At 71.5% G+C, this 23,500-nt stretch carries 19 protein-coding genes; 13 read left to right on the forward strand and 6 right to left on the reverse strand.

All coding sequences use genetic code 11. The features are described 5' to 3' along the window. Nucleotides 1–55 precede the first annotated feature (55 nt). Nucleotides 56–400, forward strand: coding sequence for an SsgA family sporulation/cell division regulator (locus BIV23_RS04085; RefSeq protein ID WP_071379336.1), 345 nt, complete (start codon nt 56–58; stop codon nt 398–400). Here the strand turns inward: BIV23_RS04085 and BIV23_RS04090 are convergent, their stop codons facing one another. Then, nucleotides 401–2,071, reverse strand: a complete 1,671-nt coding sequence (locus tag BIV23_RS04090; protein WP_071379337.1) for a penicillin-binding transpeptidase domain-containing protein — start codon at nt 2,069–2,071, stop codon at nt 401–403. Nucleotides 2,072–2,169: 98 nt separating this feature from the next. Continuing rightward, on the reverse strand, nt 2,170–3,783 hold the full coding sequence (locus BIV23_RS04095; RefSeq protein ID WP_071379465.1) for a penicillin-binding transpeptidase domain-containing protein: 1,614 nt from the start codon (nt 3,781–3,783) through the stop codon (nt 2,170–2,172). 213 nt (nt 3,784–3,996) lie between these two features. On the opposite strand from BIV23_RS04095, the gene BIV23_RS04100 reads away from it, so the two are divergent. Both BIV23_RS04100 and BIV23_RS04105 read left to right on the forward strand, forming a co-directional pair. After that, nucleotides 3,997–5,358, forward strand: a complete 1,362-nt coding sequence (locus tag BIV23_RS04100; protein WP_143079045.1) for a hypothetical protein — start codon at nt 3,997–3,999, stop codon at nt 5,356–5,358. After that, nucleotides 5,358–5,912, forward strand: a complete 555-nt coding sequence (locus tag BIV23_RS04105) for an NUDIX hydrolase (protein WP_071379339.1) — start codon at nt 5,358–5,360, stop codon at nt 5,910–5,912. Before BIV23_RS04100 ends, BIV23_RS04105 begins: the two co-directional genes overlap by 1 nt. Here the strand turns inward: BIV23_RS04105 and BIV23_RS04110 are convergent. Next, the gene (locus tag BIV23_RS04110) at nt 5,909–7,657 is read right to left on the reverse strand and encodes a dolichyl-phosphate-mannose--protein mannosyltransferase (RefSeq protein ID WP_071379340.1); all 1,749 of its coding nucleotides are present in this window, start codon (nt 7,655–7,657) and stop codon (nt 5,909–5,911) included. The genes BIV23_RS04105 and BIV23_RS04110 overlap by 4 nt on opposite strands. A gap of 111 nt (nt 7,658–7,768) precedes the next feature. Here BIV23_RS04110 and rsmI point away from each other — a divergent pair, with 111 nt between their 5' ends. The 6 genes from rsmI (at nt 7,769) to BIV23_RS04140 (ending at nt 13,840) form a co-directional block, all read left to right on the forward strand. After that, the gene (gene rsmI, locus BIV23_RS04115; protein WP_071379341.1) at nt 7,769–8,617 is read left to right on the forward strand and encodes a 16S rRNA (cytidine(1402)-2'-O)-methyltransferase; all 849 of its coding nucleotides are present in this window, start codon (nt 7,769–7,771) and stop codon (nt 8,615–8,617) included. 258 nt (nt 8,618–8,875) lie between these two features. Continuing rightward, a complete protein-coding gene (locus tag BIV23_RS04120; RefSeq protein WP_071379342.1) occupies nt 8,876–9,304 on the forward strand; it encodes a hypothetical protein in 429 nt (142 codons plus the stop codon). 46 nt (nt 9,305–9,350) lie between these two features. Beyond that, the gene (locus BIV23_RS04125) at nt 9,351–10,247 is read left to right on the forward strand and encodes a TatD family hydrolase (protein ID WP_071379343.1); all 897 of its coding nucleotides are present in this window, start codon (nt 9,351–9,353) and stop codon (nt 10,245–10,247) included. A 127-nt stretch (nt 10,248–10,374) separates the two neighbouring features. Beyond that, complete coding sequence (locus tag BIV23_RS04130; protein WP_079172940.1) at nt 10,375–11,865, forward strand: resuscitation-promoting factor; 1,491 nt, start codon at nt 10,375–10,377, stop codon at nt 11,863–11,865. A gap of 206 nt (nt 11,866–12,071) precedes the next feature. Further along, nucleotides 12,072–12,950, forward strand: coding sequence for a 16S rRNA (adenine(1518)-N(6)/adenine(1519)-N(6))-dimethyltransferase RsmA (gene rsmA, locus BIV23_RS04135; protein WP_071379344.1), 879 nt, complete (start codon nt 12,072–12,074; stop codon nt 12,948–12,950). Further along, on the forward strand, nt 12,947–13,840 hold the full coding sequence (locus BIV23_RS04140) for a 4-(cytidine 5'-diphospho)-2-C-methyl-D-erythritol kinase (protein WP_071379345.1): 894 nt from the start codon (nt 12,947–12,949) through the stop codon (nt 13,838–13,840). The genes rsmA and BIV23_RS04140 overlap by 4 nt, the downstream gene beginning before the upstream one ends. Before the next feature lie 4 nt (nt 13,841–13,844). Here BIV23_RS04140 and BIV23_RS04145 read toward each other — a convergent pair whose 3' ends face one another. After that, nucleotides 13,845–14,435, reverse strand: coding sequence for a Uma2 family endonuclease (locus BIV23_RS04145; protein ID WP_071379346.1), 591 nt, complete (start codon nt 14,433–14,435; stop codon nt 13,845–13,847). 158 nt (nt 14,436–14,593) lie between these two features. Here BIV23_RS04145 and BIV23_RS04150 point away from each other — a divergent pair, with 158 nt between their 5' ends. From BIV23_RS04150 to BIV23_RS04165, 4 genes are all read left to right on the forward strand, one after another. Continuing rightward, a complete protein-coding gene (locus BIV23_RS04150; RefSeq protein ID WP_071379347.1) occupies nt 14,594–16,402 on the forward strand; it encodes an ABC-F family ATP-binding cassette domain-containing protein in 1,809 nt (602 codons plus the stop codon). Nucleotides 16,403–16,694: 292 nt separating this feature from the next. Further along, entirely contained in the window at nt 16,695–18,497 is a 1,803-nt protein-coding gene (locus BIV23_RS04155; RefSeq protein WP_071379348.1) for an outer membrane protein assembly factor BamB family protein, read from the forward strand. 92 nt (nt 18,498–18,589) lie between these two features. Next, a complete protein-coding gene (locus BIV23_RS04160) occupies nt 18,590–20,404 on the forward strand; it encodes an outer membrane protein assembly factor BamB family protein (RefSeq protein WP_071379349.1) in 1,815 nt (604 codons plus the stop codon). A gap of 213 nt (nt 20,405–20,617) precedes the next feature. Continuing rightward, entirely contained in the window at nt 20,618–21,301 is a 684-nt protein-coding gene (locus BIV23_RS04165; RefSeq protein WP_079172941.1) for a helix-turn-helix transcriptional regulator, read from the forward strand. 102 nt (nt 21,302–21,403) lie between these two features. Here the strand turns inward: BIV23_RS04165 and BIV23_RS04170 are convergent, their stop codons facing one another. Together BIV23_RS04170 and BIV23_RS04175 are read right to left on the reverse strand one after the other, a co-directional pair. Further along, the gene (locus BIV23_RS04170; RefSeq protein WP_071379351.1) at nt 21,404–21,733 is read right to left on the reverse strand and encodes a hypothetical protein; all 330 of its coding nucleotides are present in this window, start codon (nt 21,731–21,733) and stop codon (nt 21,404–21,406) included. Nucleotides 21,734–21,754: 21 nt separating this feature from the next. Next, on the reverse strand, nt 21,755–23,446 hold the full coding sequence (locus tag BIV23_RS04175; RefSeq protein WP_071379352.1) for a sodium:solute symporter family protein: 1,692 nt from the start codon (nt 23,444–23,446) through the stop codon (nt 21,755–21,757). Between the last annotated feature and the right edge of the window lie 54 nt (nt 23,447–23,500).

Consider the following 23,500-nt stretch of genomic DNA (forward strand, 5'->3'; position numbering starts at 1 on the left):
GAGAAAGCGGATTCGGGGCTTCCGTGAAGGTCACTCAGGGTGAGAGGGCAGTCCGATGTCTGTGGTCGAACAGTACGCGCGCGTCCACATCGTCACGGAAGAGGACGAGGAGGATCCGGAGGCCGTACCGGTGCTGCTGCGGTACGACCCCGACAGTGATCCGCGCTCGGTGCGGATCGACCTGCCCGGTACCCACGAGTGGACCTTCTCCCGCTCCCTGCTGGAGCAGGGACTGCGGACCCCGGCCGAGAGCGGCGACGTACGTGTGTGGCCGTGCGGGCGCGTGCAGGCCGTCGTGGAGTTCCATTCGGACAACGGTGTCGAGGTCGTCCAGTTCGAGTCGAAGGCGCTGCTCAGGTTCCTGCGGCGCACCTACACCGCGGAACCCGTGCGGACCTGATCAGCCGCCCGTCTTCAGCAGCGCCGCCACGATCGGCCCGGCCGTGTCGCCGCCGTGGCCGCCCGCCTCGACCACGCCCGCCGCGGCGAGGTCGCCCTTGTAGGCCGTGAACCAGCCGTTCGGCTTCTTCTGGCCGTCGACCTCGGCGGAGCCCGTCTTGGCGCCGTAGTCCCCGCTCATGCCCGCCATCGCCTTGGCCGCCGTCCCGTAGTCCGCCGTGAACTTCATGACGTCCTTCAGCTGGGACTGGGTCTTCGCCGACATCGTGCGCGCGGCCTTCGCCAGCGTGCGGTGGTCCACCGAGGGCGCGACCAGGTACGGCTGGTGGAAGGAGCCCGCCTCGACCGTCGCCGCCACCGACGCCATGTTCAGCGGGTTCATCCGCACCGCGCCCTGGCCGATCAGCGAGGCGCCCATCTGCGCGCCGCTCTGCACCGGCACGGAGCCGTCGAACGACGGGACGCCGATGGCCCAGTTGTCCATGCCGAGGCCGTAGACCTGCTGCGCCTCCTTCGTCAGGTCGTCGTTCGACAGCTTCGGCGCGAAGTCGATGAAGGCGTTGTTGCAGGAGGCCCCGAAGCTCTGCCGGAACGTGCCCTTCTTGATCTCGGAGTCGCCGTCGTTGTGGAACGTCCAGCCGGCGACCTTGTATGTCTTGGGGCAGGGGTGCGAGGCGTCCGGCGTGATGAGGTTCTTCTCGAACAGCATCGTCGACGTCACGATCTTCATCGTGGAGCCGGGCGCGAGGGAGCCCTGGAAGCCGACGTTGAAGCCGTGCCCGCTGTTGGCGACCGCGAGGATCTCGCCCGTGGACGGCCGCACGACCACCACCGAGGCCTTCTGCTGCTTGTTCACCTGCTGCTCGGCGGCCGCCTGGAGCGTGGGGTTCAGCGTCGTGTGCACCGTGCCCGGCGTGCCCTGGCTCAGCGCGACGAGTGTCTTGTCGGACAGCTCGGCCTTCTGCGAGGCCTTGCCGCGCACCACGCGCAGTTCGATGCCCGCCTTGCCGCCCGCCGACTTGCCGTACTTCGCGCGCAGCCCGTCCAGCACCGGGCCCAGAGACGGGTACTTGGCGGCCGTCAGCTCGCCGCCGTCGCGGTCCAGCGCCTTGACGGGCGGGGTGCCCGACGCGCCGGTGACCAGGGTGTCGCCGTCCTGCAGGTCCGGCTGGACGACGGAGGAGTGCCAGTCGACCAGCGGCTTGCCGTCGCTCGCCCGGCGCACCACGGTGAGCGAACTGCCGTACGCCAGCGGCTTGCTGAGCTTGTCGTACGACACCGTCGCCTTGACGGAGAACGGCACCTTCGCGCCCGTGGCCGCGCCGGGGGTGAGGGTGACGCCCGTCAGGTGGGCGTCCTTGGTGAGGCCGGTGAGCAGGGCGGTGGCGGCCGAGGTGTCGTTCGTGGCGTCTGCCGCCTCGGCGGCCTTGCCCTGCTGCCAGGCTGTCAGGAAGCGGATGGCGGCCGTGTGGACCTCGGCGGCGCTGAGCGGACCGGTCCTGACGGCCTTGTGGTCGGCCGAGGCGGACGTGCGCTCGTCGGCCGCCGCGCCGCCGTCCGCCACCGCGTAGACGGCGAATCCGGCACCGGCCGCGACCACGGCGATCATCCCGCCGAGCACCGCCGGCTTCGTCGTCCTCCGTCGCTCGGCGACGCGCCTTCTGTTGCCCACAGCCTCAGTTCCTCCGTGCGATCCCCAGGGTCCCCGCCACCCCTTCACTCTCCCCAACGACGGCAATCACCTTAAAGTCCCCACCTCTGAGGGTGACGTCAGTCGGCATTTCGTAGCACGGTTGCGACAATCGGCCCGGCCGCGTCGATGCCGTGCCCGCCGTCCTGGGCCATCGCGGCGGCGGCGACGTCGCCCCGGTACCCGGTGAACCAGCTGTTGGACTTGGCCTGTCCGTCGACCTCCGCCGAGCCGGTCTTGGCACCGATGTCGCCGCCGAGCCCGGCCATGACGCCGGCCGCCGTGCCGCTGTGCGCGGTGCGGCTCATCATGGCGCGCAGCTGCTGGACCGTGCTCGGTGACAGCCCACGCGCGCGTGCCGGTTCGCGGCCGTCCAGGGAGAGCGGTACGAGGACCGGCTGGCGGAACGTTCCGGTCGCCGCGGTTGCCGTCACGGAAGCCATGTTCAGAGGGTTCATCTGGACCTGGCCCTGGCCGATCAGGTCGGCCGCCGTGTCCGGGCCGCCGGAGGCCGGCACCCGGCCGTCGAAGGAGGGCACGCCCACCTTCCAGTCGCCGCCGAGCCCGAAGCGCTGCTCGGCCTCCCGGGTGAGCGAGTCGGCCTTCACCGAGTCGGCGAACTTCACGAACGCCGTGTTGCAGGACCGGGCGAAGCTCTCCGCGAGGGTGGCGTGCTCGTCCGGCGCGAGGCCCGTGAGGTTGTGGAAGGTCTGGCTCTGCCAGACCGCCGACGGCGGGCAGGGCGCCGGGCCGTTCGCGGTGGTCAGGCCGGTGTCGATGAGGGTCGCGGCGCTGATGATCTTCATCGTGGAGCCGGGCGCGAGAGCGCCGAGGAAGGCCGCGTCGAAGCCGTCCGCGCGGTGGTTGGCGACGGCCAGCACCTCTCCCGTGCTCGGCTTGACCGCCACGACCGACGACTCGGCGTACTTCTGCACAGCCGTCTCGGCCGCCGCCTGGGCGCTCGCGCTGAGCGTCGTGCGCACCCGGCCCGGTATGCCCTCGGCGAGTGTGAGGAGCGGGGTGTCGGCGTCGCCTCCCCCGTGCCGGATCGCCAGCTCCACGCCGGCCGTGCCGCCCGCCTTGTCGCCGTACCGCTCGCGCAGCTGGTCCAGGATCGGACCGAGGGACGGGTACTTCTCCTTCGTCAGCACGGTGCCGTCGCGGTCCACCGCCTCGATCGGCGGGGCCGCCGACTCGCCGGTGGTGAGCGTGTCCCCAGGGCGCAGCCGCGGATGGACGACCGACGGCCGCCAGTCGACCAGCGGACGGTGCGAGGTCTCGCCGCGTACGACGGTCAGCGTGCTCCGGTAGGACAGCGGCCGGCTCCTCCCGCCGTAGGACACCGTCGCCCGGACCGTGAACGGCACGCGCGTGCCGGCCGCCGTGCCCGGCGTGACGCGCACCGTGCCGATGTGCGCGGCGCCGGCGTAGGCCGTCAGCAACTCCTGGGCGGCCTGCGGATAGTTCGTGTACGACGCCGCCGTCGCCGCGTCGCCCTTCTCCCAGGCCGCGAAGAAGCCCTTGGCGGCCTCCGCGACCTCGGAGCCGCTGGGCGGGCCGGTCCGCACGCCCGCGTGGCCGCTCGTACCCCCGCCGCTCAGTGTGGTGAGCACGTTGTAGGCGCCGTAGCCGGCACCGCCCAGCATGAGCGCGCACACGGTGCCGATGACGGCACCCTTCACCCCGTTGCGCATCGCGCGCATCCCCTTCCCTGTTACCCGTTCCCCGTGAACCGAACTGAGTTGAACGCGTTCAAAAATGGTCGCAGGGGGAACTCTACGAGCTTGTGGGGAAGTTGTGACCGGTGTTGTCGAAACCGTGATGTGGGCCGCCGGGTTCCGCGTTGTTCCGCCCGTCCGCGCATGCTGAACTGGCTCCCCCAGGGACGCCACAGAGAGGGCCGGCGCATGACCGCGGTGCTCAGCACAGGATGGGACAGCGTACGGCAGCGGGCCCGGCTCAGCCCCCAAGTGCCCGGGACCGGCGCACCGTTGGAGCGGCTGACCGTGTTCAGGCGGGCGGAACTGCTCGGGCGGCTGCGCTGGGAAGTCATCCAGGGCGGCTCCCTGTTCCTGACCTATCCCCAACTGCTCGACGGCGCCGTCTTCGCCGTGCTGCGGCCCGCCGCGCTCCTGGACGAGTTGGCGATACGCGCGATCGGCGGCGGCGCAGTGCTGCCGATCCGGGTGAACTCCCGGAACGCGGACCTGGCCGGACAGCTGATCGCGATGCTCTCGACCGGCTTCCTGTTCTCCTCCCTCCCGATCCCCGACGAACAGTGCCTGTGGCTCCAGCGGGAGTTGGCCGTCCGCGCGGACGCCGAGGCCGCCGTCGCGGCCCTCGCCGCGGAGGGACCGGTCGGCATGGCGGACCGGCTGCTGGCGGCCACAGGCGTTCTCGACACGCCGCTGCGGCGGCGCACGGTCGCCCGGTGGGCCGACTGGCTGGAGGCCGCCGAGCGTGGCCTGATCGAGGTCAGCCCTTTGACACCGGCCGACTACGCCACCGCGTACGCGCAGCGTCCCGCCCCGCGCCCGGAGGAAATGGCCGGTGACGACGGCCGGGCGGTGCTCGCCGCCTGGACCGGCGGGGACTTCGACGTGAACGGCATGCCCAGCCGCAGCCGCCTGTACGAGAGCCTCGACCCCCTGCTGCACTCCGGCGACCCCGCGGCCAGAACGGACGCACAGACGCTGCGCGAGGCCTTCGACGAGACCTACTACCGAGCCATCGCGGCGAGCGAGGGCTGCATGCTCGGGCTGACCTCGCCGCGACGCGGCGTCCGGCGCCGCGAGGCGGCCACGCTCGTGGAGCAGACACCGGTCGTGACCTATCCGACCCGCTTCGAACTGCGCCTCGGCCTGATGAGCGGCGAGCAGTGGCAGCGGTACACGGACGACGCGGCCGACGCCCTCGCCCGTTGGTGGCACCGGCGCGACCTCGCCGCGCTCCAGGAGGTGGGCGACCTGCTCGCGGAGCGCACGAAGGAGCCGCCGGCCGGTGCCGTGGACGCGGTGCCGGTGACCCGGCTCCAGCGGATGGCCCAGGGCGCACGTGGCGTCACCGCCCAGATGGTCGCGGGCGGCGGAATGAGCCTGGCGACCAGCCTGCTCGGCCAGGGGACGCCCGGGGTGTTCGCGGCCGGCGCGGGGGGCGCGCTCGCGCCGGTGGTCGTCGCGGCCGTGGCGGCCGGGGTGACCCGCCTGACCGACTTCCGCGGGCGGTACGACGTGATAGAGCTTCCAGGAATCCTGGGGAGGACGGCCTGATGGACATCGAGGCACCGCGCACACACAGCCACCAGGCCTACACCGATGCCGACGGCGGCCGATGGTGCGAGGTCTACCTCGACACCTACCGCCTGCCCTCCGGCGCCGAGACCGTCCGGCACCGCGTCCGCGTCGGCGGGGGCCGCACAGGAGTCGTCGTGCTGGCCCGACGGGGTGAGGACATCCTGCTGGTCCGCCAGTGGCGGCCGACGACCGGCCGGTGGGCCTGGGAACTTCCGCGCGGCTTCGGCGAGACCGATCCCCTCTCGGACGCCCTGCGCGAACTCGTCGAGGAGACGGGACTGGTCGGCTCCGCGGCGGCCGCGGTGGCCTACCTGGACGTCGACTCCGGCCTGCTGGAGAGCGAGGTCGCCGTCGTCGAGGTCTCGGTCCAGGGCGACGCACGGCTGCGCCCCGGCGCGGTCGGCGACGGCGAGATCGCCGCGGCGCGCTGGTGGAGCCCCCGGGAGATCGCACAGGCGATCCGCGCGGGAGAACTGCGGGACGGCTTCACGCTCGCCGCACTCGGAGCGTCCCGCGCGGTCCGCGACTAGACCCAGGTGTCCAGCCACATCCGCGCCCGCCACTGGTCGATGGGGATCGCCGTGCCGGTGTAGAGCGGCCAGAAGTAGATGAAGTTCCAGATGATCAGCAGCACCAGCACCCCCGCCGCGGAGGCGCCGATCACGCGGCGGGTGTCGGAGGAGCCCGGGGGGCCGATGATCGCGCCGAGCAGCATCGCCACCGCCAGACACAGGAACGGCAGGAAGACGACGGCGTAGAAGAGGAAGATCGTCCGCTCCTGGTACATGAACCAGGGCAGCCAGCCGGCCGCGATGCCGCAGGCGATGGCGCCGGCCCGCCAGTCGCGGCGGAACGCCCAGCGCCACAGCACGTAGAGGATCGCGAAACAGGCCGCCCACCACAGCAGCGGCGTGCCGATCGCCAGCACCTCGCGCGCGCACTTCTGGCCCGCGTCCGCCGGGCAGCCGTCCGCGCCGGGGTTCGGGGACTCGTAGAAGTAGGACACCGGGCGGCCCAGCACGATCCAGCTCCAGGGGTTGGACTGGTAGGTGTGCGGGGAGGTCAGCCCGACGTGGAACTCGTACACCTCGTGCTCGTAGTGCCACAGGCTGCGCAGCCAGTCCGGCAGGAACGTCCAGCTGCCGCCCCTGCCGTCGGTGGCCGCCCAGTTGCGGAAGTAGCCGCCGGTGCCGTCGGACGGGGAGAGGATCCAGCCGAGCCAGGACATCAGGTAGACGGCGATCGCCACCGGAACGGTCGCGACGAAGGCGAGGCCGGTGTCGTACTTGAGAGCTGCGGCATACGGGTGATCGGCACCGGCCGTCCTCCGGGCGCCGACGTCCCACAGGACGGCCATCACACAGAACGCGACCAGGATGTACAGGCCGTTCCACTTGGTGCCGATGGCCAGGCCCAGCATCAGTCCGGTCGCCCAGCGCCAGGGGCGCGGGCCGAAGCGGAACGTGTCGGCCACGCGCGCGTCCGGGCGTACCCGGCCGTCGCGGTCTGCGGGCAGGGCCGCGGCCAGCCGCGCCCGTGACCGGTCCCGGTCGAGGACCAGGCAGCCGAACGCGGCCACCACGAAGAACATCAGCACGCCGTCCAGCAGCGACGTCCGGCTCATCACGAAGTGCAGCCCGTCCACCGCCATCAGCGCGCCCGCGAGGCAGCCGAGGAACGTCGAGCGGAAGATCCGGCGCCCGATCCGGCACAGCAGCAGCACGCTCAGCGTGCCGAGCAGGGCGGTCATGAACCGCCAGCCGAACGGGTTGAACCCGAAGAGCAGCTCGCCCAGCCCGATGACGTACTTGCCGACCGGCGGGTGCACGACGTACGACGCGTCCGTCGGGATCGCGAGGTGGCCGTGCGTCTGCAGGACCAGGTCGTTGGCGTTCTTGTCCCAGTTGACCTCGAAACCGCGGTGGACCAGTGCCCACGCGTCCTTGGCGTAGTACGTCTCGTCGAATATCACCGCGCGCGGGCTGCCCAGGTTCCAGAACCGCGTCAGGCCCGTCACCAGCGTCACCAGCAGCGGCCCGAGCCAGGCCGCCCAGCGGGTGATCCGCCCGGCGAGGACCGGCGGCACCCCGAGCGCCTGCCACAGCCGCGGGCTCGGCTCGGCGTACGGGGGCACCAGACGGTCGCGCACGTCGCCCGACGGCGCGTCCTTGGCCGGTACGTACCCGAATCGGCGCAGCCGCTGCTGCCACGCCGGCCGCCGGTCGTGCGGCGACTGGCCCTGCCGGAGGTCCATGGAGGACGCGGTACTGGTCACCGCGCCATCGTAGGGAACGGTTCTGTGGGAGTCCCGTGCATGTGCGGTACCGGACGGAACGCGGCCGGCTTCCCGGGCCGGACTGTCAGTGGTTCCTGGGAGGATGGGGGTGTGACTGGAACCCTTGTCCTCGCAGGTACCCCCATCGGCGACATCGCGGACGCGCCGCCCCGGCTCGCCGAGGAGCTGGCCGGCGCCGACGTGGTCGCCGCCGAGGACACCCGGCGGCTGCGCCGGCTCACCCAGGCGCTCGGCGTCACGCCCAAGGGGCGCGTGGTGTCGTACTTCGAGGGCAACGAAACCGCCCGCACCCCGGAGCTGGTCGAGGAGCTGCTCGGCGGCGCGCGCGTGCTGCTCGTGACGGACGCCGGGATGCCGTCCGTCTCCGACCCGGGCTACCGGCTCGTCGCGGCGGCCGTCGAGAAGGACATCAAGGTCACCGCCGTGCCCGGCCCGTCCGCCGTGCTCACCGCGCTCGCCCTGTCCGGGCTGCCCGTCGACCGGTTCTGCTTCGAGGGCTTCCTGCCGCGCAAGGCGGGCGAGCGGCTGTCCCGGCTGCGGGAGGTCGCGGACGAGCGCCGCACCCTCGTGTACTTCGAGGCCCCGCACCGGCTCGACGACACCCTCGCCGCCATGGCCGAGGTCTTCGGCACGGAGCGGCGGGCCGCCGTCTGCCGCGAGCTGACCAAGACGTACGAGGAGGTACGGCGCGGTCCGCTGGGCGAGTTGGCGCGGTGGGCCGCGGAGGGGGTGCGCGGGGAGATCACCGTCGTGGTCGAGGGGGCGCCCGAGGCCGGGCCCGAGGAGCTCGACGCGGAGGAGCTGGTGCGGCGCGTGCGGGTGCGGGAGGAGGCCGGGGAGCGGCGCAAGGAGGCGATCGCGGCGGTGGCGGTGGAGGCGGGGCTGCCGAAGAGGATCGTCTTCGACGCTGTGGTGGCGGCCAAGCGCGCCGCCGGGTGAGGCGTTCGCGAACACGCCCCCACCTGCGGGAAAACCCCCTCTGAGCAGGGGTGTTCTCGGGTGAGCGGGCGGGCCATGGGACGGCAAAAGGCTGTCGCCGATGGCAAAGCGAAAAGGGACCGGACGGGGCGTATTCGGCAAGGAAGCGCCAAATCGCCTCCAACACTCGACAGGCCGGATGCATTCGGCTCCGCGGAAGCGTCCACTGGTCGAAGGGACGCACAAGGGTCCCTCGTCCAGCGGACCAGAGGAGCTGGCATGAGCGAGATCGCAGGGCAGACCGGCCTCCGCGGTACGGCCACAGCCGTCGTTCACGAGTCGTATTCGTTCGCCTGCATGCGCTGCGGGCACGGCTGGGAGCAGTCGTACGAGATAGAGCACCACAAGGATGCCGACGGGCAGGAGTTCGTGCTCTACGTGGCCGACGGCCGGGTCGTGCCGTCGCCGCTGAGCAGGCCCAGCTGCCTCAACTGCGACGGCCATGTCGTGCGGATCATGCGCGCCGGGCAGGTCTCCTCGGTGTGCGGCACGGCGGAGCGCGGGCACAGCGTGCCGCAGGCGGGCCCGGTCGAGACGCCCGCGGTGCCCTCCGGGGCCGTGACGCCCGCGGTGCCCAGGGTGCCGCGGGAGCCGCACCACTGGCATCTGTCGGATCTCCTGCACCCGTTCCAGCGCAAGGCGGGCTGAGCGGACGCCGGCGGCCGACGGCATGCCCCTTTCGTAGGATCGGGGCATGCCTTCGAACGCCGGCCAGAGCACCAAGGACGACAAGAACAGCGCACCGCCGCTGCCGCCACCCCTCACGGTGCCCGTCGCCGACTCCCACACCCATCTCGACATGCAGTCGGGCACGGTCGAGGAGGGCCTCGCGAAGGCCGCGTCGGTGGGGGTGACGACCGTCGTCCAGGTCGGCTGCGACATCAAGGGCTCGCGGTGGGCCGCCGAGACCGCGGCCGCCCACGACAGCGTGCACGCCACCGTCGCCCTGCATCCCAACGAGGCCCCGCGCATCGTGCACGGCGATCCCGACGGCTGGTCGCGGCAGGGTGCCCGCGAGCCGGGCGGAGACGCGGCGCTGGACGAGGCCCTCGCCGAGATCGACCGGCTGGCCGGGCTGGCGCAGGTCAAGGGCGTCGGCGAGACGGGCCTGGACCACTTCCGCACCGGCCCCGAGGGCAAGGCCGCCCAGGAGCGCTCCTTCCGCGCCCACATCGAGATCGCCAAGCGGCACGGCAAGGCGCTCGTCATCCACGACCGCGACGCGCACGCCGACGTCCTGCGCGTCCTGAAGGAGGAGGGCGCCCCCGAGCGCACCGTCTTCCACTGCTACTCCGGCGACGCCGAGATGGCGGAGATCTGCGCGCGCGAGGGCTACTTCATGTCCTTCGCCGGCAACGTCACCTTCAAGAACGCCCAGAACCTGCGGGACGCCCTCGCCGTCGCCCCGCTGGAACTGGTCCTCGTGGAGACCGACGCGCCCTTCCTGACCCCGGCGCCCTACCGGGGCCGACCCAACGCGCCCTATCTGATCCCGGTCACCGTGCGTGCCATGGCCGCCGTGCGCGGTATCGACGAGGACACGCTGGCCACGGCCCTGGCCGCGAACACCGCCCGCGCCTTCGGCTACTGAGCGCGCACGGCACACGCGCGCGTACGGCCAACTGTGCGTAGTCGCGTCGCTTTGGAGAGTGACGACCGCTCCGCTAGGTTCTGGGGGCCCGATCCGGACCCCTCTGGCACCTCTGGAGCGTGTCGGTGTGAGCAAGTCGCAGTACGAGGCGTTCGAGCAGTACGAGCAGTACGAGCAGCCGTACGGCCCTGACGTCTCCGCCCCGCCGTACGGCCCGTACGACAGGGTCTCCGCCCTGGTGTACGGCCGAGGTGCCTCCGTGCACCACGCGGAGACCCTGACGTACGGGCCGTACGAGGACACCTACCGGCCCGCCTACGAGGCGCAGGCGTACTACGTCACGGAGCCGGTGCTGCCCCGGCAGGGCGGCGGCGCGGGCTGGGACGCGGACAGGGACGCGGGTGGTGTGCGCGCCGGGAGTGCGCTGGAGGAAGAGGCGCACACGACGGAGTGCGACACCGAGGAGCCCGCCGGAGCGGGCGGGCGTGCCGCGCGCCGACGCAGGGGGCGCGGTGCCGCGCGCCCGGAGTCCACCGCGCGCCGTCTGCTGCCGCAGGCGCTGGTCGTGGCCTTCCTGGCCGGCGGCACCACCGCGTTCATCGCCAAGGACAAGGCGGTCGAGCTGACCGTCGACGGCAAGCCGCGCACCCTGCACACCTTCGCCGACGACGTGCGCGAGCTGCTGGAGGACCAGGGCGTACGCGTGGGGTCGCACGACATGGTCGCGCCCGCCCCCGACGCCGTGCTCGCCAGCGGCGATGCCATCGCCGTGCGCTACGGGCGCCCCGTCCGGCTCACGCTGGACGGCGAACAGCGCGAGGTGTGGACGACGGCGCACACCGTGGCGGGAGCGCTGGCGGAGCTCGGCGTACGCGCCGAGGGCGCGTACCTGTCCACCTCGCGCGCCCAGCCCATCGGGCGCACCGGGCTCGCGCTCGACGTGCGCACCGAGCGCGCCGTCACGGTCATGGCCGACGGCCAGGCCCGCACCATCCGCACCAACGCGGCCACCGCCGGGCAGGTGGTCGAGGAGGCCGGGGTCACCCTGAGCGGCCAGGACACCACCTCCGTCCCGCTGGACAGCTTCCCGCGCGACGGACAGACGATCACCGTGCTGCGGGTCAGCGGCGTCCGGGAGATCCGCGAGGAACAGATCCCCTTCGCGACCGAGCGGACCGAGGACCCCACCCTCTTCCAGGGCACCGAGGTCGTCACCCAGCCCGGCCGGCCCGGACTGCGGCGCGACGTCTACCTGCTGCGCACGGTCAACGGGGTGCAGGAGAAGCCGCGCCGGGAGACCTCCGAGATCGTCCGCAAGCCGCGGCCGCAGATCGTGAAGGTGGGCACGAAGAAACCGCCCGCCTCCGTGGACGGCGCCGACGGCCTCAACTGGCAGGGCCTCGCCGCCTGCGAGTCCGGCGGCCGCCCGGACGCGGTCGACGCCTCGGGGACGTACGGCGGGCTCTACCAGTTCGACAACCACACCTGGCACAGCCTCGGCGGCAACGGCCGCCCCCAGGACGCGTCGGCCGAGGAACAGACGTTCCGCGCGAAGAAGCTCTACACGCGGCGGGGGACGACACCCTGGCCGCACTGCGGGGCGAAGCTGCACGGCTGAGCGGGTCCGGCGAAGTCCGGCGCGGTCCGGCGGCGCTCCGGAGGGGCGCGGGGCTCCCCGATGTGCGGCTCCGCCGCGTGGCGCGACCAGGCACGACGGACCGGCGGATGACCGACGGCGCATTGCGGCACCTCCGGCGGAGCGCTTGGGCAGCCGCGTTCGGATCAGCGGGCGGACCAGGGGTCACCGCCCCGTACCCTTGTCCCGTGAGCAGCCCCACCCCCGACGCCCTCCTCGGCCCCGCCGACATCCGCGAGCTGGCGGCCGCGCTCGGTGTCCGTCCCACCAAGCAGCGCGGCCAGAACTTCGTGATCGACGCCAACACGGTCCGCCGCATCGTCCGCACCGCCGAGGTCCGCCCCGACGACGTGGTCGTCGAGGTCGGCCCGGGGCTCGGCTCCCTCACGCTCGCGCTGCTGGAGGCCGCCGACCGGGTCACCGCCGTCGAGATCGACGACGTCCTGGCCGGCGCGCTGCCCGCGACCGTCGCCGCGCGCATGCCGGCGCGCGCCGACCGGTTCGCGCTGGTCCACTCCGACGCGATGCACGTCACCGACCTGCCCGGCCCGGCCCCGACGGCCCTGGTCGCGAACCTGCCGTACAACGTCGCCGTCCCCGTGCTGCTGCACATGCTGGCCACGTTCCCGACCATCGAGCGCACCCTCGTGATGGTGCAGTCCGAGGTCGCCGACCGGCTGGCCGCCGCGCCCGGCTCCAAGGTGTACGGCGTGCCGTCCGTGAAGGCCAACTGGTACGCCGAGGTGAAGCGGGCCGGGGCCATCGGCCGCAACGTCTTCTGGCCCGCGCCGAACGTCGACAGCGGCCTGGTCTCGCTGGTCCGGCGGACCGAGCCGATCAGGACCACGGCCTCCAAGGCCGAGGTCTTCGCGGTCGTCGACGCGGCCTTCGCGCAGCGCCGCAAGACGCTGCGCGCAGCGCTCGCCGGCTGGGCCGGGTCCGCCGCTACCGCCGAGGCCGCCCTGGTCGCGGCCGGGGTCTCGCCGCAGGCGCGCGGGGAGGCGCTGACGGTGGAGGAGTTCGCGCGGATCGCCGAGCACAAGCAGCAGGGGGAGAGCGGCAAGTGAGCGTCACCGTACGGGTCCCGGCCAAGGTCAACGTCCAGCTCGCGGTGGGCGCCGCGCGCCCCGACGGGTTCCACGACCTCGCCAACGTCTTCCTCGCCGTCGGCCTGTACGACGAGGTGACGGTGACCCCCGCGGACGAGCTCCGCGTCACCTGCGAGGGCCCGGACGCCGCCGAGGTCCCCCTGGACCGCACGAACCTCGCCGCGCGCGCCGCGATCGCGCTCGCCGCGCGCCGGGGCATCGAACCGAACGTCCACATCCACATCGCCAAGGACATCCCGGTCGCCGGCGGCATGGCGGGCGGCAGCGCGGACGGCGCGGGCGCGCTGCTCGCCTGCAACACGTTGTGGGGCACGGGTGCGTCGCGGGCCGAACTCCTCGCCGTGTGCGCCGAGTTGGGCAGTGACGTGCCCTTCAGCCTCGTGGGGGGCGCGGCTCTGGGGGTCGGGCGCGGCGAGCAGCTGACGGCTCTGGAGACCGGCGGCACCTTCCACTGGGTGTTCGCGATGGCCGAGCGGGGCCTGTCGACCCCGGCGGTCTTCCGCGAGTTCGACCGGCTGGCGGAGGGACGGGACGTTCCGGAGCCGGTGGCGTCGGCGGAACTGCTGGAGGCGCTGGCGAAGGGGGACGCGGACGCGCTGGCGGCGGCCGTGTCGAACGACCTTCAGCCTGCGGCCCTGTCCCTGTTCCCGGAGCTGGCGGACACGCTGGAGGCGGGGCGCGGGGCCGGTTCGCTTACCGCGCTGGTCTCGGGTTCCGGGCCTACGACGGCGTTCCTCGCGCGTGATGCCGGGTCGGCGGAGAAAGTGGCGGCGGCCCTGCGGTCGTCGGGGACGTGCAGGGCCGTACGGACGGCGGAGGGGCCGGTGGCGGGGGCGACGGTTCTCTAGGGCTTCAGAGTTCGTCGATCGCCGTCAGGTCGATGTCGATGGGGTAGGGCTTGTCGACCTTGACGCGGTCCCGGTAGGTGCCGGTCGACCGGTACGTGCCTGTGTCCGCCGAGAGTTCGAAGACCTCGATGACAGGGTGGTCGTGCGGCTCGGTCATCTCGACCAGCCAGTAGTACTGGATACCTGCCGCCGCGTACTTGTGCGTCTTGGTGAGCCTGTCGCGGGCCTCGGACTCCGGAGAGATGACTTCTACGGCGAGCACCACGTCCTTTCCCTCGAAGTACGTCTGGTCCGGTCCCTTCTTCGCGGCGGCTTTGATCACGGAGATGTCGGGCTCGGGGCCATTGCGGCGATCCAGTACGACCGTCATCTCACGAGCGACCTTCAGATCGGACGGCACGGTTTGGCGCAGGCCGCTCACCAGCAAGTCAATCGTGGCGAAGTGGAAGTAGCGCTGCGGGCTCACGAGGACCAGGCTCCCGTCGATCAACTCTGTGTGCGGCGGGAGATCCGGCAAGGTGAGCAGATCGTCGACGGTGTAGCCGTCCAGCGGGGGCATTCGCCATCCGGGCTGCTCAGCACGCTGGGCTGTCATGGTTCCTCCCATGGGCAAGATCCTGGCGCCTGCCCTCCACCGTAGCGGCTGCTTCCGGAATCACGTCATCACAAAGAGTGACAACCTCCTCACGCCCCGCCCTCACCCCTCGCTGCCCTACGCTAGAAGGCTGACCGACCCCCGCGCACAGGAGTGAAATGGCCGTCAACCTGGTCAATGTCGAGAACGTCAGCAAGGTGTACGGCACCCGTGCGCTGCTGGACGGCGTCTCACTCGGCGTGTCGGAGGGTGATCGCATCGGGGTCGTCGGACGCAACGGCGACGGCAAGACGACCCTCATCCGGATGCTCGCCAAGCTGGAGGAGGCCGACACCGGACGTGTCACGCACTCCGGCGGGCTGCGCCTCGGCGTGCTCACCCAGCACGACTCCCTCGACCCCGCCGCCACCGTCCGGCACGAGGTCATCGGCGACATGGCGGACCACGAGTGGGCCGGCAACGCCAAGGTCAGGGACGTACTGACCGGCCTGTTCGGCGGGCTGGACCTGCCCGGCTTCCCGAAGGGTCTCGACACCGTCATCGGACCGCTGTCCGGTGGCGAGCGGCGCCGGATCGCGCTCGCCAAGCTGCTCATCGAGGAACAGGACCTGATCGTCCTCGACGAGCCCACCAACCACCTCGACGTCGAGGGCATCGCCTGGCTCGCCCAGCACCTGCAGAACCGGCGGTCCGCGCTGGTGTGCGTGACGCACGACCGGTGGTTCCTCGACCAGGTCTGCACCCGCATGTGGGACGTCCAGCGCGGCGACGTGTACGAGTACGAGGGCGGCTACTCCGACTACGTCTTCGCCCGCGCCGAGCGCGAGCGGATCGCCGCCACCGAGGAGACCAAGCGGCAGAACCTGGTGCGCAAGGAGCTGGCCTGGCTGCGCCGCGGCGCCCCCGCCCGTACGTCCAAGCCGCGCTTCCGGGTCGAGGCCGCCAACGAGCTGATCGCGGACGTGCCGCCGCCCCGGGACAGCTCGGAGCTGATGAAGTTCGCCTCCTCGCGGCTCGGCAAGACCGTCTTCGACCTCGAGGACATCACCGTGCAGGCCGGGCCGAAGGTGCTGCTCAAGCACGTCACCTGGCAGCTCGGCCCGGGCGACCGGATCGGCCTCGTCGGCGTCAACGGCGCCGGCAAGACCTCGCTGCTGCGCGCCATGGCCGAAGCGGCCCGCACCGAGGGCGAGACGCAGCCGGCGGGGGGCCGTGTCGCCGTCGGCAAGACGGTCAAGCTCGCCTACCTCTCCCAGGAGGTCGCCGAACTCGACCCCGCCTGGCGGGTCCTGGAGGCCGTGCAGCGGGTACGCGAGCGCGTGGACCTCGGCAAGGGCCGCGAGATGACCGCCGGGCAGCTGTGCGAGACGTTCGGCTTCAACAAGGAGAAGCAGTGGACGCCGGTCGACGACCTCTCCGGTGGTGAGCGGCGCCGCCTCCAGCTCCTGCGCCTCCTCATGGACGAGCCCAACGTCCTCTTCCTGGACGAGCCCACCAACGACCTCGACATCGAGACCCTCACCCAGCTCGAGGACGTCCTCGACGGCTGGCCCGGCTCGATGATCGTCATCTCCCACGACCGGTTCTTCGTCGAGCGCACCACGGACCGTGTCTTCGCCCTCCTCGGCGACGGTGCCCTGCGGATGCTGCCGCGCGGTATCGACGAGTACCTGGAGCGGCGCCGGCGCATGGAGGAGACGGTCGCCGCGCAGGCCTCCGCGGCGGCGCCCAAGGCGGCCACGCCGGAGAAGACCGCCGCCGACCAGCGCGCCGCCAAGAAGGAACTCCAGAAGATCGAGCGCCAGTTGGACAAGATCTCCGAGAAGGAGTCCGCACTGCACGCCCGGATCGCCGAGAACGCGACCGACTTCGCCAAGGTCGCCGACCTGGACGCCCAGTTGCGCGACCTCGCGTCAGAGCGCGAGGAACTCGAGATGCGCTGGCTGGAATTGGCCGAGGACGCGTAGCGCGGTCAGCGGGAAGCGGGGAGGAGCAGTGCGGACGCCCTCCCCGTCCCTGACGTGAACCAGCCACCTCACGCCCCCACCTCGCGCGCACCGCGTGAAGGGGGCGTGAAGGCGCGTAACGGCGGCATCACGGGCCGGTTCTCCCTTGGGAACAGCGGCGGATCCGGGCCCGTGCGCTGTCAGAGGCGGGTGATAGAAAGGGCCGTCTGAGAACTGTCTGAGTAACGACCCAGGGTCCGTCAAGAACCTCAGGGCGTGGCTAAAAATCAGTGAACGAGGGGGAAGAGCGCTGATGACTCAGCCGCCCAACCAGCCGCCGCAGGGCGGTTTCGGAGCGCCGCAGGATCAACCGCCGCAGGGCGGTGGATTCGGAGCCCCGCAAACGCCGCCGGCCCAGGGCGGTTTCGGCCCCCCGAGCACTCCGCCGACACCTCCGGCCGCCCCGCAGGGCACCCCTCCGCCGCCCGCGGCCCCGCCGCAGCCCCCGGCCGGACCGCAGCCCGGCTACGGCTACCCCCAGCAGCCCGGCCCGTACGGCGCCCCGGCCGCACCCGGCGCCCAGAACCCGTACAACGCCCCGGCGCCGCCCGGCGCCCCGGGCCCCTACGGATACCCGCAGCAGCCGCAGCAGCCCGGTTTCGGGTACCCGCAGCAGCCGCCGTACCCGGGCGCGCCCGCGCCGGGCGCCGGGGGCGGCAGGAAGCGGACGGCGCTGATCGTCGGCGCCGCGGTGGCCGCGCTGGCCGTCATCGGCGGCACCGTGTACGCGGTCACCAGTGGCGGCGACGGCAAGAAGAAGCCCGTCGCCCAGCACAGCGACGACCCCAAGAACGCCTCCGGTTCGCCGAGCCCCTCCAGCAGCGGCGGCGACGACCCGGAGAACCTCAACGCGGGCCGCAAGGCCGGCGAGGCGAAGGTGCTCTGGTACCAGTCGGCCCCTCAGGCGCCCGGTTCCGGCGCCGAGGCACCCGGTATGTGGATCACCGACAAGGTGGCGGTGAAGGCGGCGTACAAGCAGGTCTTCGCCTACGGCGTCGGCGACGGCAAGCCCGCCTGGAGCCCGATCAGCTTCCCGCAGAAGATCTGCGCGGTCACCCCGCAGAAGTCGGCCGACGACAAGGTCGTCGTGGCGTACATGAGCGGTGTCAGCGACAACGCCCAGTGCAACCAGCTGCAGCAGATCGACCTGAACACCGGTCAGAAGGGCTGGAGCGGCACGCTCGACCACCACGGGGCGTTCGACATCCAGGTCGAGATCAACCTCGCCATCAGCGGCAAGACGCTGATGGCGAGCCGCTCGGGGGCGGGCACGGCGTACGACGTCGACAGCGGCAGGAAGCTGTACAACACGGGGCAGGACGGCGGGTCCTGCGGTCCGTCCGGGTACGCGGGCGGTGCCGGGCGGCTGATCCAGACGGAATCCTGCGCCGCGTTCCAGCCCGACGAGCACGACGAGATCCAGGAGCTGGACCCGGCCACCGGCAAGGTCAAGTGGACCCAGCCGGTCAAGAAGGGCTGGCAGGTGGCGAAGGTGTACTCCCTGGACCCGCTGGTGGTGTACCTGACGAACCAGGACAAGAAGGCCTGGAACATCTCCACGTTCACCAAGGACGGCAAGTTCCGCTCCGAGGTGAAGGTCAACGAGAAGTTCGCGCCGCGCTGCGGCTTCCTCAGCCAGAGTCTGGAGGGCTGCCAGGGCGTCGCCGCCGACGCCGACACGCTCTACCTGCCGACGGACACCACCAGCAGCGCCAACGAGATCGTCGCGATCAGCCTCGCCACCGGCAAGGAGAAGTGGCGGGTCAAGTCCCCGGCCGCCGAGCCGATGTCCCCGATGAAGATCGAGGGCGGCAAGCTCATCGCCTATGTGCAGCCGTCGTACGACACGGGCGGCCAGGTGGTCTCGATCCCGCTCGGCGGCTCGACGCACACCACCACGAAGCTGCTCCAGAACCCCTCGGGCACGGCGCAGATCGAGGACACCTTCTTCAGCAGCGACATCGACTGGGCCGACGGGCGGTTCTTCATCTCCACCGGCCAGCTGACCGGCAACAACCAGACGAAGGAGAAGCTGATGATGGCCTTCGGCAACTGAACCGCCGAGGCGGCCTCTTCTGCCTCTCCTTCCTCTTCGCCCACGTCCGCTGTGCCGTCCGGCCTTCCGAGCCTCACCGAGGTACCCGCGTCATGACCCAGCCGCCCCCTCCGCCGCCGAACCAGCCCCCGCAGCAGCCCGGCTTCGGCCCCCCGACCCCGACCCCGCCCCCGGACCAGCCGGCCGCCCCGCCGGCGCCCCCCGCCCCGCCGGTCCAGCAGCCGCAGCCGGGATACGGCTACCCGCAGCAGCCCGAGCCCGGCTACGGCTATCCGCAGCAGCCTCCGGCCCCGCAGCCGCCGCAGTCCGGGTACGGCTACCCGGGCGGGCAGCCGGCCGCCGCCCCCTACGGCGCTCCCGGAGCGCAGAACCCGTACGCGCAGCCCACGCCGCCGATGCAGGGTGCGCAGCCGGGCTACGGCTATCCGGGCCAGCCGCAGACCGTGCCGATACAGCCGGCGCCGGCCGGTGGCGGGCGGAACAACACCGCCCTGTTCATCGTCGTCGCGGCGGTCGTCGCCATCGCGCTGATCGTCGGCGGCGGCATCTGGTACGCCGGTTCCTCCGGCGGCGACGGCAAGAAGAGCGACACCGCCTCCAGCGGCGGCAAGAACGGCACCGGCGGCACCGGCGCTACCAGTGGCTCGGGCGGCACCGGCGACGCCAAGGAGAAGGTGCCCGCCGACCCCGCCTCCAGCGTGCTGTTCCAGGTCCCGATGCCCACGACGGACGACCTGGTCAGCACCCCGGGCTCATGGCTGACCGACAAGGTGTACGCGAAGAGCGGCATCGCCGAGGTCGTCGGCTACGACCCGGCCACGGGTGCCAAGCGGTGGACGATCAAGCTGCCCGGCCCGGTCTGCCAGGCCAGCGAGCACATCGGCGCGAACGACCTGACGGCGATCGCCTACCAGCCGAAGATGCCCGCGAAGAACTCCTTCGCGGGCTGCAGCCAGATCGCCGCGATCGACCTCGACGCGGGCAAGAAGCTGTGGACGAAGACCGTCAACTCGGGTGATTCTCCGATCAGTTTCGAGAATGTGACGGTCGCTCAGCACACCGTCGCGGTCGGCAGCACCAGCGGCGGCGCCGCGCTCGACCTGGACTCCGGCAAGCTGCTGTGGCAGCCCAAGACGGACGACACCTGCTACGACGCCGGCTACGGCGGCGGCGCCAAGCTGGTCGCGGTGCGCAAGTGCGGCGACTTCGGCAGCCAGCAGGTGCACATCCAGAACATCGACCCGCGGTCGGGCAAGGTGATCGCCGACTACACGATGGACTCGGGCATCGACTACGCGTCCGTCGTCTCCACCGACCCGCTGGTGGTGGCCGCCCAGGCCGGTGCCGACAGCAAGTCCCTGGAGTACTTCTCCCTCGACGACAAGACCGGCAAGCTGCTCGCGCACATCTCCGCGCCGAACGACACCTACGGCGGCCGGTGCGAGACGACCACCGTCGAGAGCTGCAAGGAGATCGTCGTCGGCGGCGGCAAGCTGTACCTGCCGACCGCGGAGCACGACGGCAACGGCGAGCTCGGCAGCACCAACGAGATCGTCTCCTTCGACCTGACCACCGGCAAGCCGACCGGTCAGCGCGTCGAGGCCGGGGACGGCTACACGCTCTCCCCGCTGCGCATGGACGGCCCGAACCTGCTCGCCTACAAGCGGCCGCCGTACAACAAGGGCGGCCAGATCGTCAGCATCGAGGGCGTCGGCTCCAAGGCCACCGAGCTGCTGGAGAACCCCTCCGCCCAGGACGTGCGGAACGCGGAGACCAGCATGCTGCCGGACTCCGCGGAGATCCTCTTCGGCGACGGCCGGCTGTTCATGTCGGCGGTGTTCGCCAACAAGCCGTACGCGGGGGCCGGCAAGCAGTATCTGGTGACGGCGTTCGGCACCAAGGGCTGAGCCTCTCGCACCTTCGCCCGAATGGGTGACATACCAAGAAGTGCCCCGGATTTCATCGATCCGGGGCACTTCTCATCAAGAGGGGCAGCAATACGTCGAACAAGCGTGTAGCTTCCGGGGGCATGAAGGGCGAGGTGCCGGGGGGCCCTCTGTCCTTGCGGACCGGTGGGCGTCCATAGTGGGGCATCCATGGGGGGACTGGGGGGTGGCTCTATGGGAGTGAGGCTCATGGTCGTCGACGACCATCGCCTGCTCGCGGAGGCGCTGGCGTCGGCGCTCAAGTTGCGCGGGCACCGGGTGCTCGCCGCCGCGGCGCCGGCCGCGGGCGCGGCGGACCTGGTGATCGCACGGGCGCCCGAGGTGTGCCTGCTGGGTACGGCGGCACCGGCCGAACCGGGAGTCTTCGACCCCGTGGTGAAGATCAAGCGGGAACGGCCGCAGGTGGCGGTGGTGGTGCTCGGCCCGGTGCCGTCGCCGCGCGGCATCGCGGCGGCGTTCGCGTCGGGTGCGTCCGGGTACGTCCGGCACGACGAGCGGATCGAGGGCGTCGAGCGGGCCATCATGAAGGCCCGTGCCGGGGAGGCCGCGGTGGCTCCGCAGCTTCTCCAGGGCGCGTTCGGGGACCTGCTCAACCCGGCGGCCCAGCCCGACGACGAGGCGCAGCGGCTGCTGGAGATGCTCACACCGCGCGAGGTGGAGGTCCTGGTCCGGGTGGCCGACGGCGAGGACACCCGCCTGATCGCCGCCGGCATGGGCATCGCCCCGAGCACCGCACGCACGCATGTGCAGCGGGTGCTGATGAAACTGGGGGTGGGGTCGAGGCTGGAAGCGGCGGCGCTGGCCGCGAGGACGGGGCTGCTGGACCGCGCGGGCCCTTTGAACGCCGCCCCGGAGTAAGCGCGTTGGGGCAGCGCCCCGAAGGGGTGCGGGGCTGTGCTGGTGTGCGGCTCCGCCGCGTGGGCGCGACCGGCCCCCACGCGGCGGCGGACGAAAGCGGTGCTACTCCCCCTGCTTCTCCTGCGGCGAAACCGCCGGAGGCGTCTGTGTGGGGCGCAACTTCAGCCACACCAGGAAGAACAGCCCCAGCAGCAGCATCCCGATCCCGGTCCACAGGTTGATGTTGACGCCCTGGGCCTTGTCGATGGCCGACTGCGAGTCCGTGATGCCGGTGATCGTGACGATCACGCCGTACAGCACGAACAGGCCGCCGATGATGCGCCGCAGGTCGAAGATGCGGGCCGCCGTCGCGGACTTGCCCTCCAGCTCGGTGACCTCCCGCTGGACGTCCTGCTCGCTGTAGTGGAAGCCGTCGTGCGCGTTGTCGCTCATGGTTTCCTCGGTCCTTCCGCGTCAGAACGAGAACGGGATGTAGCAGGCGGCGGCCAGGACGACCGCGCCCCAGCCCAGCAGGGCCGGCCTGCGGTACCAGGCGTCGTCGCCGGCGGCGGGTGCCTCGGCCATGCCGGGGGAGCGGGTGCCGTAGACCAGGCCCTGGAGTTCCTCCGCCGGCTTCGGCTTCGTGAAGAAGGACACCGCGATCATCACGACCGCTCCGGCGACGAAGCCCGCGATCGCGGAGACGAAGTTGGCGCCCTGGTCGGAGGGGAGCGAGATGATGCCCTTCTTGTAGAGCACGAAGTAGTTGACCATCGCGGTCACGGTGCCGGCGAGCAGGCCCCAGAAGCCGGACTTGGCGGAGGCGCGCTTCCAGAACATGCCGACGATGAAGACGACGAACATCGGCACGTTGAAGAAGGAGAACAGCGTCTGGAGGTAGCTCATGATGTTCGAGAACGAGGACGCCAGGAACGCCGTGCCGACCGAGGCGGCCACGCCGATCGCGGTGATCAGGCGGCCGAAGCGGACGTAGTAGGCGTCCTCGCGGCCGCGCACCACGTACTTGGCCCAGATGTCGTTCGTGAACACGGTGTTGAACGAGGACACGTTGGCCGCCATGCCGGCCATGAAGGCGGCGAGCAGACCGGTGACCGCGATGCCGAGCACGCCGTTGGGCAGCAGCTCCTGCATCAGGTAGGGGATGGCGTCGTTGTACTGGTAGCCGGAGGCGGCGGTGCCGAAGTGCGGGACGACCGCGGCGGCGACCAGGCCCGGGATCATCACCAGGAAGACGATGAAGATCTTCGGGTAGGCGGCGATCAGCGGGGTGCGCCGGCCGGCGGAGAGGTTCTTCGCGGACAGGGCGCGCTGCACCTCGGCGAAGTTCGTCGTCCAGTAGCCGAAGGAGAGGACGAAGCCGAGGCCGAGGACGATGGTCAGCCAGTTCGCGCCGAGCGGGTTGACGCTGCCGATGCCGGTCCCGCCCCACGCGGTGGTGAAGTTCGCGCCGTGGGTCTCGGTGAGCTTGTGGGTCAGCCCGCCCCAGCCGCCGACCTTCTTCAGGCCCAGCACGACGATCGGGATGAGGGCGGCCAGGATCACGAAGAACTGGAGCACCTCGTTGTAGATCGCCGAGGAGAGGCCGCCGAGGGTGATGTACGCGAGGACGAACGCGCCGGCGACGACGATCGCGACCCACTGCGGCCAGCCCAGCAGCGCCTCGACGACGATCGCGAGGGCGTAGAGGTTCACGCCCGCGATGAGGATGGCGGCGAGCGCGAACAGGATGGAACTGAGCAGGTGGGCGGCCCGGTCGAAGCGCAGCAGCAGGAACTCGGGGACCGAGCGGACCTTGCTGCCGTAGTAGAAGGGCATCATCACCAGGCCCAGGAAGACCATGGCCGGGATGGCGCCGATCCAGTACCAGTGCACGGTGTAGGCACCGTACTGGGCGCTGTTCGCGGCCATGCCCAGGATCTCGGTGGCCGCCAGGTTCGCCGAGATGAAGGCGAGGCCGGTGATCCAGGCGGGCAGCGAGCGTCCCGAGAGGAAGAAGTCGAGGCTGGTCTTGACCGAGCGGCGGGCCGCGAAGCCGATGCCGAGCACGACGACGAAGTAGATCGCCAGGATCGTGTAGTCCAGCCAGTTGACGGGGAGCTGTAGCCCCGCCGCCAGATACGTCGGTCCGTATGTGGGGGTTTGCATGAGTACTCGCTTCGTTGCGCGAACTGATCCTCAGCGGAACCTACGCCTCCGCGT

This window comes from Streptomyces monashensis, from assembly GCF_001866665.1.
Classification (GTDB): Bacteria; Actinomycetota; Actinomycetes; order Streptomycetales; family Streptomycetaceae; genus Streptomyces; species Streptomyces monashensis.

Coding starts and splice junctions, on each gene's coding strand:
- BIV23_RS04085 (WP_071379336.1), top strand. CDS start 56: ATGTCTGTGGTCGAACAGTACGCGCGCGTCCACATCGTCACGGAAGAG.
- BIV23_RS04095 (WP_071379465.1), bottom strand. CDS start 3,783: ATGCGCAACGGGGTGAAGGGTGCCGTCATCGGCACCGTGTGCGCGCTC.
- BIV23_RS04100 (WP_143079045.1), top strand. CDS start 3,997: ATGACCGCGGTGCTCAGCACAGGATGGGACAGCGTACGGCAGCGGGCC.
- BIV23_RS04105 (WP_071379339.1), top strand. CDS start 5,358: ATGGACATCGAGGCACCGCGCACACACAGCCACCAGGCCTACACCGAT.
- BIV23_RS04120 (WP_071379342.1), top strand. CDS start 8,876: ATGAGCGAGATCGCAGGGCAGACCGGCCTCCGCGGTACGGCCACAGCC.
- BIV23_RS04125 (WP_071379343.1), top strand. CDS start 9,351: ATGCCTTCGAACGCCGGCCAGAGCACCAAGGACGACAAGAACAGCGCA.
- BIV23_RS04145 (WP_071379346.1), bottom strand. CDS start 14,435: ATGACAGCCCAGCGTGCTGAGCAGCCCGGATGGCGAATGCCCCCGCTG.
- BIV23_RS04150 (WP_071379347.1), top strand. CDS start 14,594: ATGGCCGTCAACCTGGTCAATGTCGAGAACGTCAGCAAGGTGTACGGC.
- BIV23_RS04155 (WP_071379348.1), top strand. CDS start 16,695: ATGACTCAGCCGCCCAACCAGCCGCCGCAGGGCGGTTTCGGAGCGCCG.
- BIV23_RS04160 (WP_071379349.1), top strand. CDS start 18,590: ATGACCCAGCCGCCCCCTCCGCCGCCGAACCAGCCCCCGCAGCAGCCC.
- BIV23_RS04165 (WP_079172941.1), top strand. CDS start 20,618: ATGGGAGTGAGGCTCATGGTCGTCGACGACCATCGCCTGCTCGCGGAG.
- BIV23_RS04170 (WP_071379351.1), bottom strand. CDS start 21,733: ATGAGCGACAACGCGCACGACGGCTTCCACTACAGCGAGCAGGACGTC.
- BIV23_RS04175 (WP_071379352.1), bottom strand. CDS start 23,446: ATGCAAACCCCCACATACGGACCGACGTATCTGGCGGCGGGGCTACAG.